Below are 18,142 nucleotides of genomic sequence, written 5' to 3' on the forward strand. Positions count from 1 at the left end.
TGGATAATGCTCGAGTAGAGCGGCCGGAGCCGCGAAGGAAACGGAACGTAATGAGCGATAACACAAACGACGACAAGACGCTGGGCGTCACCCCCAAGAAGACCCTGACCATGAAGCGGCCAGGCGTTGAGCAGAGCACCGTGCGCCAGAATTTCAGCCACGGCCGCACCAAGGCTGTCGTCGTTGAAACCAAGAAGCGCAAGTTCTCACGGCCAGACGACAAGCCGGAAGTGGAAGCAGCGGCTCCCAAGCCTGTTGTAACCGCTCCTGCTGCGCCGACGCCCCAGCCGAAGGCACCGGCAGCACCAGCTGCTGCTGCTCCGGTAGCGAAGCCGCATGTCGCGCAGCAACAGCAGCGCCCCGTGCAGCAGCGTCCCAACCAGCAGGCACCGCGTCCGCGCCCGACCGATCGCTCCGGCATGGTGCTGAACACGCTGTCGCGCTCCGAAATGGACGCACGCCGCCGCGCGCTTGAAGAAGCGCAGGTGCGTGAAGTCGAAGAACGCGCACGTGCGGTTGAAGAAGCCAAGCGCCGCGCCGAAGAAGATGCACGCCGCGCCAAGGAGCGTGAAGAATCCGCACGCCGTCAGGCTGAGGAAGAAGCACGTCTCAAGGCTGAAGCCGAAGCACGCCGCAAGGCCGAGGAAGAAGCTGCCAAGCGCGTTCCGCAGCCGGAAGCACGTGGCGAGCAGCGCACCGAGCGTCCTGAACGCCGCGACGATTCGCGTGGCGCACCGCAGGGCAATCGCCCGCAGCACGCTGGCCGTCCGCAGCAGGGCAATCGTCCGCAGTCGGGTACACCGCGTCCGGCGCCGTCGCTTGCAGAAGCTGCTCCCGGACCGGGCAAGCCGCTCCCGCAGAGCCAGCTTCGCAGGCCTGGCCAGTCCGGCGATGATGATGATCGTCGTGGCAGCAGCCCAACCGCTGCTCGTCGTGGCACGCCCGCCAAGCCGGACGCTCGCGCCCCGAAGGTGGTCAAGACCGAAGACGATCGCCGTCGTGGCAAGCTGACGATCTCCAGCAATCTGGAAGACGAAGGTCGTTCGCGTTCGCTGTCGGCCATGCGTCGCCGTCAGGAAAAGTTCAAGCGTTCGCAGATGCAGGAAACTCGCGAGAAAATCTCTCGCGAAGTGACCGTGCCTGAAACCATCACGCTTCAGGAACTCGCACAGCGTATGACCGAGCGTTCGGTCGATATCATCAAGTACCTGATGAAACAGGGCCAGATGATGAAGCCGGGCGACGTGATCGATGCCGATATGGCGCAGCTGATTGCTGAAGAATTCGGCCACACCGTCAAGCGCGTTGCGGAATCGGACGTTGAAGAAGGTATCTTTGACGTTGCGGACGATCAGGCAGCGCTGGTTTCGCGTCCTCCGGTCGTGACCATCATGGGTCACGTCGACCACGGCAAGACGTCGCTTCTCGATGCAATCCGTCACGCCAACGTGGTGTCGGGCGAAGCCGGTGGTATCACCCAGCATATCGGTGCTTATCAGGTCGAACAGAACGGCCAGAAGATCACCTTCATCGATACGCCGGGCCACGCTGCCTTTACCGCAATGCGTGCCCGTGGTGCGCAGGCGACCGACATTGCCATTCTGGTGGTTGCCGCTGACGACAGCGTGATGCCGCAGACGATTGAATCGATCAACCATGCCAAGGCGGCTGGTGTTCCGATCATCGTGGCGATCAACAAGATCGACAAGCCATCTGCCGATCCGCAGAAGGTTCGTACTGCCCTGCTGCAGCACGATGTCTTCGTGGAATCGATGGGCGGTGAAGTGCTCGACGTCGAAGTGTCGGCCAAGAACAAGATCAACCTCGACAAGCTGCTTGAAGCAGTTCTGTTGCAGGCTGAAATCCTTGATCTCAAGGCAGATCCGAAGCGTACGGCTGAAGGCGTCGTCATCGAAGCACAGCTCGATCGTGGCCGTGGTTCGGTCGCAACCGTTCTGGTTCAGAAGGGTACGCTGCATCCGGGTGATATTATCGCCGCTGGTAACGAATGGGGCCGCGTGCGCGCTCTGGTTAACGACCGTGGCGAACACGTCAAGGAAGCAGGACCTGCAATGCCGGTTGAAGTCCTTGGTCTCCAGGGTACGCCGCAGGCAGGCGATCGCTTCGCAGTTGTTGCCAACGAAGCCAAGGCTCGTGAAATTGCTGATTATCGCCAGCGCCTTGCTCGCGATAAGGCTGTTGCCCGTCAGACTGGTCAGCGCGGCTCGCTTGAGCAGATGATGAGCCAGCTTCAGGTGAATGGCCTGAAGGAATTCCCGCTCGTCATCAAGGGTGACGTGCAGGGTTCGGTCGAAGCAATCATTACGGCTCTCGACAAGCTCGGCACCGACGAAGTGCGTGCACGCATCGTCCATTCGGGCGCAGGTGGTATCACGGAAAGCGACGTGTCGCTGGCCGAAGCCTCCAATGCAGCAATCATCGGCTTCAACGTTCGTGCCAACAAGCAGGCGCGCGACGCTGCTGAACAGCAGGGCACTGAAATTCGCTACTACAACATCATCTACGATCTGATCGAAGATGTGAAAGCAGCGATGTCGGGTCTTCTGTCGCCAGAACGTCGTGAAACCTTCATCGGTAATGCTGAGATTCTTGAAGTCTTCAACATCACCAAGGTTGGTAAGGTTGCTGGTTGCCGTGTTATCGACGGCAAGGTTGAACGTGGTGCAGGCGTTCGCCTCATCCGCGACAACGTGGTCATCCACGAAGGCAAGCTCAAGACGCTCAAGCGCTTCAAGGACGAAGTGCAGGAAGTGCCGATGGGCCAGGAATGCGGTATGGCGTTCGAAAACTACGACGACATTCGCGCAGGCGACACGATCGAAGCGTTCCGCGTCGAACATATTACGCGCACGCTCTAACAACTACTTGCCGGATCGCCCGACAGGGGCGGTCCGGCTTTTTATTGCCCGGTTCCGAGGGTCTGACTCCCATCTGAATTGTGGTAAGTTACGCCCATAATTTTCAAGTCATGCGGTCGGACGGTCTGAGAGACTGGACGCCGGTTGATGGCTGTTTATCGAGGATATAGCTATGGCACGTTCTCCGGACCCAAAAGGCTCAGGCGGCCTTTCCCAGCGCCAGCTTCGCGTTGGCGAACAGGTGCGCCACGCATTGGCGCAATTGCTCCAGCGCGGTGAAATCCGTGACGATCTGATTGAGCGCACCGTCATTTCCGTTTCGGAAGTGCGCATGTCGCCCGATCTGAAGATCGCCACCTGTTACATCATGCCGCTTGGCAATGTTGATCCGCAAGCAATCGTCAAGGCATTGGCCGCAAACGCGAAATTCATTCGTGGTCGCATGGCGCCAGTTCTTGGCCAGATGAAATATATGCCGGAGTTCCGCTTCCGCTCCGACACGAGTTTTGACAATTTTTCGAAGATCGACGCCCTTCTGCGTTCGCCGGAAGTGGCGCGTGATCTTTCGCATGACGATGAAGACGCTGGCGAGGATGAAACCTCCCGCAATGGAGACGAATAAAGCATGGCAAGACGGGGTAAGAAAAAAGGCCGTCCGGTTTCCGGTTGGGTTATTTTCGACAAACCGAAAGGTATGGGATCGACCGAAGCGGTCTCGAAGATCAAGTGGCTGTTCAATGCCGAGAAGGCCGGCCATGCCGGTACGCTCGACCCGCTCGCATCCGGCATGCTGCCGATTGCTCTGGGTGAAGCCACCAAGACCGTGCCTTATGTCATGGACGGAACCAAGGTCTATCGTTTCACGGTGACCTGGGGCGAAGAACGCTCGACCGACGATCTGGAAGGTCAGGCGACCAAGACCTCTGACAAGCGCCCGTCGCGGGAAGAGGTCGAAGCCTTGCTGCCAAGCTACACCGGTCTCATCTCGCAGATTCCGCCGCAGTTCTCCGCCATCAAGATCGACGGCGAACGCGCCTATGATCTCGCCCGCGAAGGCGAAACGGTGGAGATCCCGGCACGCGAAGTCGAGATCGATCGACTGGAGATCGTCGAATTCCACGACGACAACCGCACGTCATTCGAAGTCGAATGCTCCAAGGGCACCTATGTGCGCTCGCTGGCGCGCGATATGGGCCGCGATCTTGGCTGCTTCGGCCATATTTCCGAACTGCGCCGCATCGAAGTCGCTCCGTTCACGGAAGAAGATTTCGTCACGCTGACGGAACTGGAAGCCGTCTGGCCGCCGCTGCCGCCGAAGGACGAGGATGGCAACGCGGTCGAACCTGCTCCGCGTCGCGATTTTTCTGGCCTCGATGCTCTGGTGATCGATACGGGCGCAGCGCTCGATTGCCTGCCGCAGATTCCGCTGACCGAGGAACAGGCGCAGCGTGTGCGTCTTGGCAATCCTGTTATCCTGCGTGGCCGCGATGCTCCGCTGGAAGCCGATGAAGCCTGTGTCACCGCGCGCGGAAAACTGCTCGCTATCGGCTATATCGAGCATGGTCAGTTTAAGCCGAAGCGTGTTTTCACAGCTAACTAAAAAGTCTTCGCAATTGCCGGGGCATATTTGATGCTGGCATTCTTGCCGTTTTTGCACTATATGCCCCATCAGCGATCATGCAGAAATGCAGATCAGATCGTGTAAGTTGGCCCGCGCTGGACGACATCCCGGCCTGGGCGTCTGTTTTTCCTCTCATCAAGAAAGGGTTTACGATGTCGATTACTGCTGAGCGTAAGCAAGCACTTATCAAGGAATACGCCACCAAGGAAGGTGACACCGGTTCTCCTGAAGTTCAGGTTGCCGTTCTTTCCGAGCGTATCGCCAACCTCACCGAACACTTCAAGGGCCACAAGAATGACAATCATTCGCGTCGCGGTCTTCTGAAGCTGGTTTCGCAGCGCCGTCGTCTTCTTGACTATGTCAAGGGCGTGGACGCAGCGCGCTACCAGGCGCTGATCGGCCGTCTCGGCCTGCGCCGCTAACGGTAAATCGGGCGACGTCACAAGCGTCGCCCGTTTGATTTGAGCATTCTGGGGAAGAGCGGATAGCCGCTTTCCAAAAGAGAATGCGAGAGTATCGGGCGAATGCCCACTGGCATGAGACGGCGCACAAGGTGCATTCCGTCATGCCGATGACGAGCCATAAGGCTCATGACCTGGACCAGTCATGGGGCAGGATTGCAGGTAGTTCGGCGGGTATGATCCCGAAAAGTTGCAGACTTTTCGGATGAGAGAATACCCGGGAAAAGTATGATCCCGAAAAGTGGGAACCGGTTTTCGGATAAGATCATACTATCAATCTGAGCTTCCCGTTGTCTTGCCCGTGGCCTGTCCGCCAACCCGGGAGATGCCTTAGCGCTTTGCGCGGCGTCTCCATATGAGGACAAGATATGTTCAATACCCACAAAGTGGAAATCGAATGGGGCGGTCGTCCGCTCACGCTCGAAACCGGCAAGATCGCCCGTCAGGCTGACGGCGCTGTTCTGGCAACCTATGGCGAAACCGTCGTTCTGGCGACTGTCGTTTCTGCCAAGGAACCAAAGCCAGGTCAGGATTTCTTCCCGCTGACCGTCAACTATCAGGAAAAGACCTACGCTGCCGGCAAGATTCCTGGCGGCTACTTCAAGCGTGAAGGCCGTCCGAGCGAAAACGAAACCCTCGTTTCGCGCCTGATCGACCGTCCGATCCGCCCGCTCTTCGTTGATGGCTACAAGAACGACACGCAGGTTGTTCTGACTGTTGTTCAGCACGACCTCGAAAACAACCCCGACGTTCTGTCGATGGTTGCAGCTTCCGCAGCACTGACCATTTCCGGCGTTCCTTTCATGGGCCCGATTGGCGGCGCACGCGTTGGCTACATCAACGGCGAATACGTCCTGAACCCGAATATCGACGAAATGCCGGAATCGAAGCTCGATCTGGTTGTTGCCGGTACTGCCGACGCAGTGCTGATGGTCGAATCGGAAGCGCAGGAACTTTCCGAAGAAGTCATGCTCGGCGCCGTTGTTTTCGGCCAGAAGGGCTTCCAGCCGGTAATCGACGCGATCATCAAGCTCGCTGAAGTTGCTGCCAAGGAACCACGTGATTTCCAGCCGGAAGATCTGTCGGATCTCGAAGCCAAGGTGCTCGCCGTTATCGAAAACGACCTGCGCGACGCTTACAAGATCACCGAAAAGCAGGCTCGTTACGTTGCTGTTGACGCTGCAAAGGCCAAGGCGAAGGCTCACTTCTTCCCGGAAGGCGTTGAAGAGCCGGAAATGTCGCCTGAGCAGTTCGCGACCATTTTCAAGCATCTGCAGGCCAAGATTGTTCGCTGGAACATTCTGGACACCGGCAGCCGCATTGACGGCCGCGATCTGAAGACCGTTCGTGCAATCGTTTCGGAAGTTGGCCTTCTGCCGCGCACCCACGGTTCGGCGCTGTTCACCCGTGGTGAAACGCAGGCTATCGTTGTTGCCACGCTCGGCACCGGCGAAGACGAGCAGATGATCGATGCCCTGACCGGCACCTACAAAGAATCCTTCATGCTGCATTACAACTTCCCGCCATACTCGGTCGGTGAAACCGGTCGTATGGGTTCGCCAGGCCGTCGTGAAGTTGGTCATGGCAAGCTCGCATGGCGCGCCATTCACCCGATGCTGCCAGCTGCTGACCAGTTCCCTTACACGATCCGTTCGGTTTCCGAGATCACCGAATCCAACGGTTCGTCCTCGATGGCGACTGTTTGCGGCACCTCGCTGGCTCTGATGGACGCAGGCGTTCCGCTCGCACGTCCGGTTGCCGGTATCGCCATGGGCCTGATCAAGGAAGGCGACCGTTATGCTGTCCTGTCCGACATCCTCGGCGACGAAGATCACCTCGGCGACATGGATTTCAAGGTAGCCGGTACTGACAACGGCATCACCGCACTTCAGATGGACATCAAGATCGACGGTATCACCGAAGAGATCATGAAGGTCGCTCTGGAGCAGGCCAAGGGCGGTCGCGTTCACATTCTCGGCGAAATGGCGAAGGCTCTGTCCACGTCGCGTGACGAACTCGGCGAATTCGCTCCGCGCATCGAAGTGATGAACATTCCGACCGACAAGATCCGTGATGTTATCGGTTCGGGCGGCAAGGTCATCCGCGAAATCGTGGAAAAGACCGGCGCCAAGATCAACATCGAAGACGACGGTACGGTGAAGATCGCTTCGTCGAACGGCAAGGAAATCGAAGCCGCCAAGAAGTGGATCCACTCGATTGTTGCTGAGCCGGAAGTCGGCGAAATCTACGAAGGTACGGTCGTCAAGACTGCTGACTTCGGCGCTTTCGTGAACTTCTTCGGCCCGCGTGACGGTCTGGTTCACATCTCGCAGCTCGCTTCTGACCGCGTTGCCAAGACCACCGATGTGGTCAAGGAAGGCCAGAAGGTCTGGGTCAAGCTCATGGGCTTCGACGAACGCGGCAAGGTTCGCCTGTCGATGAAGGTCGTCGATCAGGAAACGGGCAAGGAAATTGTCCAGGAAAAGAAGGCAGAAGCAGACGCTGAATAAGCTTTGCATCTTCTTTGAAATCGAAAGGCGCGCCTCTGGGCGCGCCTTTTTGTTTTTTCACGAGATTGATCGGGATCATGCGGTCTTTTCGGATGCGATCTTGCGGGGTAAAGAACGATCATGATGACACCGGCACAGAAAACACTTTTCCTTCCCTTCGAGCAGGGCATTCTCGATATGCCCACAGACGGGCAATCCTTTCTCGCTTGCGGCCTTTCCGCGGACCGGCTTCTCGATCCGGAATGGAAAGAGGTTCTGATCTGTCTGCAACCATGGCGCCCCGATTTTCTGGCGCTCGGCAAGGAAGGCTATCGTGCAGAGCCAAGATTGGCCACAGACAGCCGTTTTGCTGGAGGGCTACTCCTGCTTGGAAAACACCGTGGACGCAACGAGGCGTGGTTCTCCGAGCTTCTGACGCGCGTTCAGCCCGGCGGTTGGATCGTCGTCTGCGGTGAGAAGAAGCTCGGCGTCGACAGTTTCCGCAAATGGGTGGGCAATATCGCTGAAATCAGCGACCGCATGTCCAAGAACCACGCCGTCTCATTCTGGCTTCAGCGCCCCGCCGATCTGGATGATGATTTCATCGCCGCTCTGCGCCCTCTTGAAAGCGCAATCGACGATGTGTTCCGCACGGAACCGGGCATGTTCTCGCATGGCGCGATCGACAAGGGCTCGGCGCTGCTGGTGCCGCATATGGAAAAGATCGTGTTCGGCAATGTTGCGGATTTTGGCGCGGGCTGGGGTTATCTCGCAGCACAGAGCCTGAAATACGCCGACCGCATCAAGTCCATCGATCTGTTCGAGGCAGATTACGAGGCGCTGGAGGCCGCGCGCGGCAATCTGGAGCGTCTGGGCGCTTCGGTGCCGATTTCATTCAACTGGTTCGATATTACCAGCGAAAAGGTGACCGGCATTTACGACACGGTCATCATGAACCCGCCCTTCCACGAAGGGCGTGTGACGGATGTTTCGCTCGGCCAAAGTTTTATCTCAGCGGCGGCGTCCCGCCTGAAACCTGGCGGTCGCCTGCTGATGGTCGCCAACCGGCAATTGCCTTATGAGGTCACGCTCAAGGGCCTGTTCAAGTCGGTGACGACATTGGAAGAAGCAGACGGGTTCAAAATCTTCGATGCGAAGAAGTGAAACAAAAAAGCCGCCCCGAAGGGCGGCTTTTTCAATTCCAGAGCATTTCCAGCAAAAGTGCGTAGCGCCTACGCGGGGAAATCAGTCCACTGGACTGATTTCTGATCCCGCTTCGATGCGTAGGATAATGCGTCAAAACAAATAGATAGAGCGGTTCCACGATTCCGCTTTAACCGGAACCGCTCTAGAACGCTTACTCGCCGCGTTCAGCGTCAGAGCTTTTCAGCTCTTCCAGCGTCGGCATCGAAACGATGTTGTAGCCCGAATCCACATAATGGACTTCGCCGGTCACGCCGCTCGACAGGTCCGACAGAAGGTAGACAGCCGATTTACCCACATCGTCGATATCGACAGTGCGGCGCAGCGGTGAATTGCGGCGCTGATAGCTGAAGATCGCGCGCGCATCGCCGATGCCGGCACCCGCCAGCGTGCGCACCGGGCCAGCCGAAATGGCGTTGACGCGGATGCCCTGCGGGCCGTAATCGGCAGCCAGATAGCGAACCATCGCTTCAAGCGCCGCCTTGGCAACGCCCATGACATTGTAGTTCGGGATGGTGCGGGTCGAACCGCCATAGGTCAGCGTCAGGATCGAGCCGCCGTCCTTCATGAGCTTTTCGGCGCGCTGTGCCATTTCCGTGAAGGAGTAGGCGGAAATCACCATGGTCCGGCTGAAATTATCGCGCGTGGTGACGTCTGCGTAACGGCCCTTCAGTTCGGTCTTGTCGGAAAAACCGATGGCGTGAACGATGAAATCGAGCTTGCCCCACTTCTTTTCGATCTCGGCAAAAACCGCGTCAACCGTTGCAATGTCTTCAACATCGCAAGGCAGAACGAGGTCCGAGCCGACCTGTTCGGCCAGCGGCTTCACGCGCTTGCCCAGCGCATCGCCCTGATAGGTGAAAGCCAGTTCTGCGCCCTGTGCGGCGAGTTGCTTCGAGATGCCCCATGCCAGAGAATGATTATTCGCGACCCCCATGATGAGGCCGCGTTTTCCTTGCATCAAACCTTCCATATTCCCCTCTCCCTCAGCCCTGGTAGCGCTGGAAAACCAGCGTCGCATTCGTGCCGCCAAACCCGAAGGAGTTGGAGAGCACGGTATTGAGCTGAGCATTATCGATGCGCTTGCGGACGATAGGCATGTCCGCGAAGGCAGGGTCCAATTCTTCGATATGCGCGCTTTCGCAAATGAAATTGTTGTGCATCATCAAAAGCGAATAGATCGCTTCCTGCACGCCCGTTGCGCCCAGCGAGTGGCCGGTCAGCGACTTGGTCGCGGCAATCGGCGGGCAGGCGTCGCCCGAGCCGAACACCTGACGGATAGCGTCGATTTCCGGCGCATCGCCAGCAGGCGTCGAGGTTGCGTGCGGGTTGATGTAGTCGATCTTGGTCTTGACGGTGGAAAGCGCCATCTTCATGCAGCGGATCGCGCCTTCACCGGACGGAGCGACCATGTCGTAGCCGTCGGAGGTTGCGCCATAGCCGACGATTTCGCCATAGATCTTCGCGCCGCGCGCAAGCGCGGTTTCGAGGTCTTCCAGCACCAGAACGCCAGCGCCGCCTGCAATCACGAAGCCGTCGCGATTCTTGTCATAGGCGCGTGATGCAGTGGCAGGCGTGTCGTTATATTTCGTCGCCATCGCGCCCATGGCGTCGAACAGCACCGAGAGCGTCCAGTCGAGATCTTCACAGCCGCCCGCAAACATGCGGTCCTGCTTGCCATACTGGATCATCTCGAACGCATTGCCGATGCAATGGTTGGATGTCGCGCAGGCCGAAGAGATCGAATAGTTGATGCCCTTGATCTTGAAGAAAGTGGCCAGCGTTGCGGAAGCCGTGGAGCTCATGGCTTTCGGCACAGCAAACGGACCGACGCGCTTCGGACCCTTTTCACGGGTGATATCGGCGGAATCAACGATGGTGCGGGTCGAAGGGCCGCCCGAACCCATGATGATGCCGGTACGGTCATTGGAGACTTCGTCATCCGAAAGGCCTGCATCGGCGATCGCCTGATCCATGGCGATGTGATTCCAGGCCGTGCCGCGACCGTGGAAGCGCATGGCGCGACGGTCCACGAGGGATTCGACATCGATTTTCGGAGCGCCGTGCACTTGGCAGCGGAAACCCAGTTCGGCATATTCTTCCGCGCGCGAGATGCCGGATTTGGCTTCGCGCAGCGAGGCCGTCACCTCTTCGGTGTTGTTGCCAATCGAGGATACGATCCCCATACCCGTTACGACCACACGCCGCATCGCGTTCTCCTTTACACCCTTGCTCGTCGAGCGGCAGTCGATTGGGTCAGGACTGCCTCGTCGCCGTTACATAGGTGCGATCTTCGCATGTTTTGAGCGCGGCCGCATGAAAACTGTTCATTTTTTGCCGTCGCGCCCGTGAATGATGGTGGATTCAGGCGATGTTTAAGCGTCGCCGTCCTTTGAAAGGCCGACGCGCAGATCGGTGGCCTTGTAGATCACTTCGCCATCGGCCTTCAGCCAGCCGTCAGCAGTGCCGAGCACGAGACGTCCGCGCATGACGCGCTTGAAGTCGATGCCATATTCGAGAAGCTTGGTGTGCGGGCGCACCATGCCCTTGAACTTCACTTCGCCGGTCGAAAGCGCCATGCCGCGACCCGGTTCGCCGAGCCAGCCAAGGAAGAAGCCGGTCAGCTGCCACATGCCGTCCAGGCCAAGGCAGCCCGGCATGATCGGGTTGCCCTGGAAATGGCACGGAAAATACCAGTCGTCGGGGCGCACGTCGTATTCGGCGCGGATATAGCCCTTGTCGAACTCTCCGCCGGTTTCGGAAATATCGGTGATGCGATGCACCATCAGCATTGGCGGCAGGGGAAGCTGGGCATTGCCGGGGCCGAACAGCTCGCCGCGCCCGCAGCTGAGGAGTTCTTCGTACCCGTAGCTTGATTTCTGTTCTGCCATTTCGCCTCCCTTGAGGTTTATTCGCTATCGGCCAGCAATCCGGCCCGGTTGTCATTTGGAACGGTTTTAGCGCAAACGCCCAAACCGCTCTATCTCTTTCTGGTCGTTAAGTCGGAACACCCCTATCACAGACTGGTTCCCGTACAAAACCTCAGCGACCATAAAAATATGCAATGGATTTTCCCGAAAAATCGGGCAAACTCCAAGCCTATTGATACTTATTTCGCAACGGCATATATCAATGTCAGTATGCAATGGGCAACAGCCCGTTCAATCTTTGACGAATTTGCTACAAGCTTGTAACGGAACCAGCGGTGAATATGCAGTCTACACATACCCACTCGACGGTCTCTATGGAAGAACGGCTCCGCGATGCTGGCCTGCGTCCGACGCGCCAGCGTGTTGCACTTGCGAGCATGATCTTTGCGCAGGGTGATCGCCACCTGTCCGCTGAAGACCTCCACGAACAGGCGGTCATGGCGGATGTGCCGGTGTCTTTGGCCACCGTTTACAACACGCTGCACCAGTTCACGGAAGCCGGAATGCTGCGCATTATCGCGGTGGAAGGCTCCAAGACCTATTTCGACACCAATATTTCGGACCATCAGCACTTCTTCCTCGAAGGGGAAAATGTCGTGTTCGATATTCCGCATGGCGAGCGCGGGCAGCCGACCGTTGCCAACATGCCGGACGCGCCGGATGGTATGGAAATCGTCAATGTCGATATTATCGTCCGCCTGCGTCGCAAGACGCAGTAACTGATAATATGCGTCGCAAGACGCAGTAAGAGATTGATCCTCAAAGGATTTTGAGAAAGCGGCTTCGGCCGCTTTTTTGTTAGCTGCCACAAAGTTCTTGCCAGAACGATGGAAAGCGGATCGAATAAAACGGTTCCGAAACAATCCTTTTCTTGCAGGATAACGGATGCCGGTTGAGTTGAAGCCGATACAGGCGCTGACATTGTTGAAGACCCTGTCGCTGGGGCAGGTGCGCGACGAGATGCCCGATCTCACGACGCGGCAGACAGCTATCCTTCTGACAATCTATCTGGAGCCGCCGCCGCACACTGTACGCGGGCTTGCGGCAAAACTGGATGTCACAAAGCCGGTGATCACGCGCGCACTTGATACGATGGGTACGCTCGACCTTCTATCCCGTCATCGTGATGAAAAAGACCGGCGAAATGTGCTAGTTAAGAGAACAGTCGCCGGTGCGCTTTATGTTGAACGACTGGGCGATCTGGTGATCGCCAAAGCCAGAGAGTTACCTTTATGAGTGTTCGCCAATGAGTCTCAATGTGACCACGCTCGACCGCCGCCTCAATGCCTATCGCGCCGATCTCGCTGATGAGCGACTGACCGACAAGGTGGAGGCTGCCCGCTTTATAGCCGGAGCCGAGATGCAGGTGACTGCATCGGTCGTGGATTTGCGCAGCGAGCCACGCCCCGATAGCGGACCTCAGACACAGATCATTTATGGCGACACGGTACGCGTCTTCGAGGAAATGGACGGCTGGTGCTGGGTCCAGGCCGAGCGCGACGGCTATACGGGCTATGTATCGGCCTCGTTTATCGAGAAGCCGCAGGGCGCGGCCACGCATATGGTCACCGTGCCGCGAAGCTTTGTCTATCCCGGCCCGGATTTGCGCTTTCCGCATACGCAGGCGCTGTCGCTTGGCTCACGCGTTCGCATTGTGGGCTCGGCTGAAACGCGCGGCACCCAATATGCGGTGCTGGAAAGCGGCGAAGCGATGATCGCAAGCCATCTGGCGCCAATCGGCGAACACGCTGCCGATTATGTGGCCGTGGCGGAAACGCTGCTGCACACGCCCTATCTGTGGGGCGGTACGTCGGGCTTCGGTATTGATTGCTCTGGTCTCGTGCAGCTTTCCATGTGGGCGGCTGGCCGCAAGGTTCTGCGTGATTCCGACATGCAGCAGAATACGCTGGGCACAGTTCTGGAGCCGAATGGGAATTATTCCAATCTCCAGCGCGGCGATCTCGTGTTCTGGAAGGGGCATGTCGCGATCTGCGCTGCTCCCGACATGCTGATCCATGCCAGCGGTCACACGATGACGGTGACGCTGGAGCCGTTGCAGGATGCGATCAAGCGCATCGCTTATCTCTATGATCTGCCGACGCTGATCCGCAGACCCTAAACAGGTCCATGAAAGGTCGGGCCGATGACGGGAAACAGGATATTTCAAAGTGCAGGCTTCGTGGCCGCGGTGCTTGGTCTTGCTGTTCTCATCCCTTCAACGGTGTCGTCCGAAAGGATAGCGCGCGTGACCATTCCTGCTTCGCCTGCCGCCTTTGCCGAGGTCAACGGTATCGAGATGTATTACCGGATCGTCGGCAAGGGACCGCCTATCCTGCTGATACCGGGCGGCCTTTCCGACCAGCATGTCTGGGATGCGCAATTGCCGATTCTGGCGCGTCATCATACGGTGATCGTTGCCGACAGTCGCGGGCAGGGGCGTTCCACCCGCACGACGGAGCCGCTGACTTATGGCCTGATGGCGGATGACTATGTGGCGCTGCTCGATTTTCTGCATATCGACAAGGTTGATCTGGTCGGTTGGAGCGATGGCGGTATTATCGGGCTGGATATTGCGATGCGGTACCCTGAGCGGCTGAAGAGCCTTTTCGCGCAGGCTGCCAATGTCACGCCCGAGGGCAATACCGGCTATATCGAAGCACGGGCCGAAGGACGTCCAATCCCTGAGCTCCGCCATTATGAAAGCATCGACAAGGAAATCCACGCGCTCTGGGCCAATGAACCCAACTACACCGATGAAGATTTGTCACAGATCTCGGTGCGCACGGCTATTGTGATCGGCGATCATGATACGGCCATTACACGGGAACATACGGAATTCATCGCCAGCCAGATTCCCGGTGCCCAACTGATCATTCTGCCTGATTCCGGACATGGCGTGCCGGTGGAAAATCCCCGGCTTTACGCCCACACGGTCCTGAAATTCATCGATGGAAAAACGAACAGCCGAATTTAAACCCGATTGGGAAGAACCCTGTCCGGCGTCCGGTGCCCGTCGACGAAGGCCTTAATATTGATGATGACCTTGTCGCCCATATCGATGCGGCCTTCAATCGTGGCCGAACCCATATGCGGCAGCAGTACAACCTTGCCCTTTTCCGCAAGCGCCAGCAGGCGCGGATTGACGGCTGGCTCGTTCTCGAACACATCCAACCCAGCACCGGCGATCCGGCCTTGCTCGATCAGATCGATCAGGGCGTTTTCATCGATGATCTGACCACGCGCCGTGTTGACCAGATAGGCCGTCGGCTGCATCAGCGCGATGCGGCGGGCCGACAGCAGGTGAAACGTTGCGGGCGTTGAAGGGCAATTGACTGAAATGATGTCCATGCGGGCCAGCATCTGGTCGAGGCTGTCCCAATAGGTCGCTTCCAGCTCTTCCTCGACCTGCGGGCTCACGCGCTTGCGATTGTGATAATGGATCGAAAGGCCAAAAGCCTTGGCGCGGCGCGCAACGGCGGTTCCGATGCGCCCCATGCCGACGATGCCGAGGCGCTTGCCCCAGATGCGGCGTCCGAGCATCCATGTCGGCGACCAACCCGGCCATTTGCCGTCGCGCTCGTTGAGCACATTCGCGCCTTCCACGAGGCGGCGCGGTGCCGACAGAAGCAGCGCCAGCGTCATGTCGGCTGTATCTTCGGTCAGGACATTGGGCGTATTGGTCACGGTGATGCCGCGCTTTGCGGCGGCTGCGACATCGATATTGTCGACGCCGTTACCGAAATTGGCGATCAGCTTGAGATTGGGTCCGGCTTGCTCGATGGCGGCGGCGTCGATCACGTCGGTGATGCAAGGCACCAGAACGTCAGCCTCCTTCAGCGCGGCGATGATTTCCGGCTGGCTCATGCGGTGATCGTCTATGTTGAGACGTGCATCGAACAGTTCCCGCATTCGGGTTTCCACCGGGTCCGGCAGTTTTCTCGTAAGAACGACCAGCGGCTTCTTTTTGTTCGACATCTCCACCCCGTTTTTTGAGCCTGTTTCCGGGCAAACTTATATGCTGAAGCTTCATGTTGAGACCTCCTTAACCAAGAAGGCGCAATATGGGATATTGCTTCGGCTGCTCATCTCTATCAAGGCGGCGGGGCAAAGACAAAGAAAAACAGGACCGATAAACAAGACGGTCACGATGCCGGGCAGCCCCTGCTGTTTTACGCTTCCGCTGAAGGCATGGTCGTCTTGGGTTAAGAACAGGACGGCGAGAGGCGCAGTTGAATAGAGTACTTCCCCAAAGGTTTTTGGCTAAGGGCATGTCGGTAAAGCGCCTTCTCACGGCCTTTGCGGCTTGTATGGCGCTCCTGTTCGTGGCGATGCCGATCAGTGTGAACGCAGCCGAAACCGAAGGCGCAAACGGTACGGCGACAGGCGCCAGCGGTCTGCCCGTGCCCCGCTTCGTCAGCCTAAAGCCGGCACGCGTCAATCTGCGCATCGGCCCGGGGCGCGACTATCCGGTTTCGTGGCTGTTCATGAAATCAGGGCTGCCGGTCGAGATCATTCAGGAATATGACAACTGGCGGCGCATTCGCGATGCTGACGGCACGGAAGGCTGGGTCTACCAGTCGCTTCTGTCCGGCAAGCGCACCGCGATCACCGCGCCCTGGTTGAAGAACGACAAAAGCAAGATGATCACCATGCGCCGCGATGCCAACGATACGGCAGCTGTCGCCGCCGATATCGAGCCGGGTGTTGTCGGGACCGTGCGCCAATGCAATGGCCAGTGGTGCCGCATGGATGTCAGCGGCGTGCGCGGCTGGATCCGGCAGTCGGACCTGTGGGGTGTGTATCCCGGCGAAGTCTTCGACTGATAACACGACAGTTGCATTCTTCGTGATGCCGGACTGCAAAGAGCAATTTTCTGCGCTCCGGTGCTCACGTACCCTTAAGTATGCTCCGCTCCGGTGCTCGAAAATCACTCTTTTCGCCACGGCCTGACGAATTTGCAACTGTCGTTATAAGCCGCGGGCTTCTTACTTGCCGTATTTTTCCTTGAGCAACAGATAGAGCGCACGGATGGCCTGCGCTTCGCCGCCGACCGGCGACGCAGGCTTTTCCACTGGCACCCAGCCGAAAATATCGAAATGCACGTGCGCCTTGGCCTTTTCCACAAAACGGCTGAGGAACAAGGCCGCCGTCACGGCTCCGGCAAAACCGTCGGTGGTGACATTGTTGATGTCGGCAATGCGTGACGACAGTTTCTGCGCATAAGGCTGCCAGAGCGGCATACGCCAGAGCGGATCGGCTGTCTCCTCGGCCTTGGCGGCAATGGCTTCGGCCAATGCGTCATCATGCGTGAAAAATGGCGGCAGGTCCGGGCCGAGCGCCACGCGTGCAGCACCGGTCAGGGTCGCCATGTCGATCAGCAATTCCGGCTCTTCCTCATCGGCCAGTGCCAGAGCATCGGCCAGCACCAGCCTGCCTTCGGCATCCGTATTGCCGATTTCGACGGTCAGTCCCTTGCGGCTTTGCAACACATCGCCCGGGCGGAAGGCATTTCCGGCAATCGAATTTTCAACCGCCGGGATCAAGACGCGCAGCCGCACCGGTAGTTTCGCGCTCATGACGATGGAGGCAAGGCCGAGCACATTGGCAGCGCCGCCCATGTCCTTTTTCATCAGCAGCATGCCGTTTGCGGGTTTGATATCGAGACCACCCGTATCGAAGCAGACACCCTTGCCGACCAGAGTTACCTTCGGATGGCTTTCCTTGCCCCATGTGAGGTCGATCAGACGCGGCGCAATCGCGCCTGCACGCCCGACCGCATGGATCATCGGGAAGTTTTGTTCCAGAAGAGCTTCGCCTTCCGTGACGCTGATTTCCGCCTTATGTTCGCTTGCCATTGCGCGTGCGGCGTTTTCCAGTGCGTCCGGGCCCATATCGTTGGTCGGCGTGTTGATCAGATCACGCGTGAGCGTCACCGCAGCGGCGATGCGCTTCGTCTCGGCTTCATCCACGCCGTCCGGCAAAGCAAGGCGGATTGTCTTGCCATTCGCCTTGCGGTAGCGCGAAAAATTATAGCCGCCCATCAGGAAGGCGAGCGCCGCGAGCGCGGTATCGTCGTCCGCATTTTCGAAATGCCAGTCACCTTCCGGCAAGCTGCGTGCGAGTTTGCCAGCAAGCAGTTGCGACTGGCCGCTCTTGACGCCATCGCCAATGCCGAACAGCGCGCCGGAGATCGCACCGTCCGGTCCCGGCAGAACCAGAACCTTGCCCGCTTCTCCGTCGAAATCATGGGCTTTCGCCCAGGCAGTTACAGGAGCCGGAAGCGTGTTTTCTTCCAGCTTTCCCTTTTTCGCAAACCAGATTGGACGGCTTTGTTCCGACTTTTGGGCAATGATTTCGACAGACATGGCACTCTTTCTCACCAAGGCAGATTGGGCCGATCAAGGCAGTTTTGAAAACAGATAGAACGCTTCGCCCCGTTTGGAAACAGGCGCATGCAAGGCTCGTTAACCAATCATTAGGGTTAACGGATTATTGATGAAGGAGAAATCGGGCTTGAGGGGCTGGGGCATTCGGTGTGCAATGTCCGGCCGCATATGGA

The 18,142-nt window shown here is 58.1% G+C and carries 16 protein-coding genes; 11 read left to right on the forward strand and 5 right to left on the reverse strand.

Annotation, left to right across the window (positions count from 1 at the left end; genetic code table 11):
- The first annotated feature begins 50 nt into the window (after positions 1 to 50).
- The 6 genes from infB to ACTJKP_RS01270 all read left to right on the forward strand — a co-directional run bounded on the left by infB (position 51) and on the right by ACTJKP_RS01270 (position 8,614).
- A complete protein-coding gene (gene infB / locus ACTJKP_RS01245) occupies positions 51 to 2,879 on the forward strand; it encodes a translation initiation factor IF-2 (RefSeq protein ID WP_440629415.1) in 2,829 nt (942 codons plus the stop codon).
- Positions 2,880 to 3,051: 172 nt separating this feature from the next.
- On the forward strand, positions 3,052 to 3,501 hold the full coding sequence (rbfA, locus tag ACTJKP_RS01250) for a 30S ribosome-binding factor RbfA (RefSeq protein WP_078337729.1): 450 nt from the start codon (positions 3,052 to 3,054) through the stop codon (positions 3,499 to 3,501).
- A 3-nt stretch (positions 3,502 to 3,504) separates the two neighbouring features.
- The gene (gene truB / locus ACTJKP_RS01255) at positions 3,505 to 4,479 is read left to right on the forward strand and encodes a tRNA pseudouridine(55) synthase TruB (RefSeq protein ID WP_440629416.1); all 975 of its coding nucleotides are present in this window, start codon (positions 3,505 to 3,507) and stop codon (positions 4,477 to 4,479) included.
- 173 nt (positions 4,480 to 4,652) lie between these two features.
- Complete coding sequence (rpsO, locus tag ACTJKP_RS01260; RefSeq protein WP_078337732.1) at positions 4,653 to 4,922, forward strand: 30S ribosomal protein S15; 270 nt, start codon at positions 4,653 to 4,655, stop codon at positions 4,920 to 4,922.
- 407 nt (positions 4,923 to 5,329) lie between these two features.
- Positions 5,330 to 7,471 carry a polyribonucleotide nucleotidyltransferase gene (gene pnp, locus ACTJKP_RS01265; RefSeq protein WP_078337733.1) on the forward strand — a complete coding sequence of 714 codons (2,142 nt, stop codon included), beginning with the start codon at positions 5,330 to 5,332 and terminating at the stop codon, positions 7,469 to 7,471.
- A gap of 120 nt (positions 7,472 to 7,591) precedes the next feature.
- A complete protein-coding gene (locus tag ACTJKP_RS01270) occupies positions 7,592 to 8,614 on the forward strand; it encodes a class I SAM-dependent methyltransferase (RefSeq protein WP_440629417.1) in 1,023 nt (340 codons plus the stop codon).
- A 193-nt stretch (positions 8,615 to 8,807) separates the two neighbouring features.
- Here ACTJKP_RS01270 and fabI read toward each other — a convergent pair whose 3' ends face one another.
- The 3 genes from fabI to fabA form a co-directional block, all read right to left on the reverse strand.
- The gene (fabI, locus tag ACTJKP_RS01275) at positions 8,808 to 9,626 is read right to left on the reverse strand and encodes an enoyl-ACP reductase FabI (RefSeq protein ID WP_078337735.1); all 819 of its coding nucleotides are present in this window, start codon (positions 9,624 to 9,626) and stop codon (positions 8,808 to 8,810) included.
- Between the two features lie 13 nt (positions 9,627 to 9,639).
- Positions 9,640 to 10,863 carry a beta-ketoacyl-ACP synthase I gene (fabB, locus tag ACTJKP_RS01280; RefSeq protein WP_078337736.1) on the reverse strand — a complete coding sequence of 408 codons (1,224 nt, stop codon included), beginning with the start codon at positions 10,861 to 10,863 and terminating at the stop codon, positions 9,640 to 9,642.
- A 165-nt stretch (positions 10,864 to 11,028) separates the two neighbouring features.
- On the reverse strand, positions 11,029 to 11,544 hold the full coding sequence (gene fabA / locus ACTJKP_RS01285; protein ID WP_078337738.1) for a 3-hydroxyacyl-[acyl-carrier-protein] dehydratase FabA: 516 nt from the start codon (positions 11,542 to 11,544) through the stop codon (positions 11,029 to 11,031).
- A gap of 320 nt (positions 11,545 to 11,864) precedes the next feature.
- On the opposite strand from fabA, the gene irrA reads away from it, so the two are divergent.
- The 4 genes from irrA (at position 11,865) to ACTJKP_RS01305 (ending at position 14,557) form a co-directional block, all read left to right on the forward strand.
- Positions 11,865 to 12,302, forward strand: coding sequence for an iron response transcriptional regulator IrrA (gene irrA, locus ACTJKP_RS01290; RefSeq protein WP_078337739.1), 438 nt, complete (start codon positions 11,865 to 11,867; stop codon positions 12,300 to 12,302).
- 166 nt (positions 12,303 to 12,468) lie between these two features.
- Entirely contained in the window at positions 12,469 to 12,819 is a 351-nt protein-coding gene (locus tag ACTJKP_RS01295) for a MarR family transcriptional regulator (RefSeq protein ID WP_078337740.1), read from the forward strand.
- Positions 12,820 to 12,829: 10 nt separating this feature from the next.
- Positions 12,830 to 13,702, forward strand: coding sequence for a C40 family peptidase (locus ACTJKP_RS01300; protein ID WP_440629418.1), 873 nt, complete (start codon positions 12,830 to 12,832; stop codon positions 13,700 to 13,702).
- Between the two features lie 24 nt (positions 13,703 to 13,726).
- Positions 13,727 to 14,557 carry an alpha/beta fold hydrolase gene (locus tag ACTJKP_RS01305; RefSeq protein ID WP_440629419.1) on the forward strand — a complete coding sequence of 277 codons (831 nt, stop codon included), beginning with the start codon at positions 13,727 to 13,729 and terminating at the stop codon, positions 14,555 to 14,557.
- Here ACTJKP_RS01305 and ACTJKP_RS01310 read toward each other — a convergent pair.
- Entirely contained in the window at positions 14,554 to 15,558 is a 1,005-nt protein-coding gene (locus ACTJKP_RS01310) for a 2-hydroxyacid dehydrogenase (protein WP_078337743.1), read from the reverse strand. The genes ACTJKP_RS01305 and ACTJKP_RS01310 overlap by 4 nt on opposite strands.
- A 353-nt stretch (positions 15,559 to 15,911) precedes the next feature.
- Here ACTJKP_RS01310 and ACTJKP_RS01315 point away from each other — a divergent pair, with 353 nt between their 5' ends.
- Positions 15,912 to 16,406, forward strand: a complete 495-nt coding sequence (locus ACTJKP_RS01315; protein ID WP_440629624.1) for an SH3 domain-containing protein — start codon at positions 15,912 to 15,914, stop codon at positions 16,404 to 16,406.
- A gap of 162 nt (positions 16,407 to 16,568) precedes the next feature.
- Here the strand turns inward: ACTJKP_RS01315 and ACTJKP_RS01320 are convergent, their stop codons facing one another.
- Entirely contained in the window at positions 16,569 to 17,948 is a 1,380-nt protein-coding gene (locus ACTJKP_RS01320) for a leucyl aminopeptidase family protein (protein WP_440629420.1), read from the reverse strand.
- Positions 17,949 to 18,142 lie beyond the last annotated feature (194 nt).

Origin of the sequence: Brucella sp. 22210 (assembly GCF_052045675.1) — a bacterium.
In the GTDB taxonomy this organism is placed as follows: Bacteria; Pseudomonadota; Alphaproteobacteria; order Rhizobiales; family Rhizobiaceae; genus Brucella.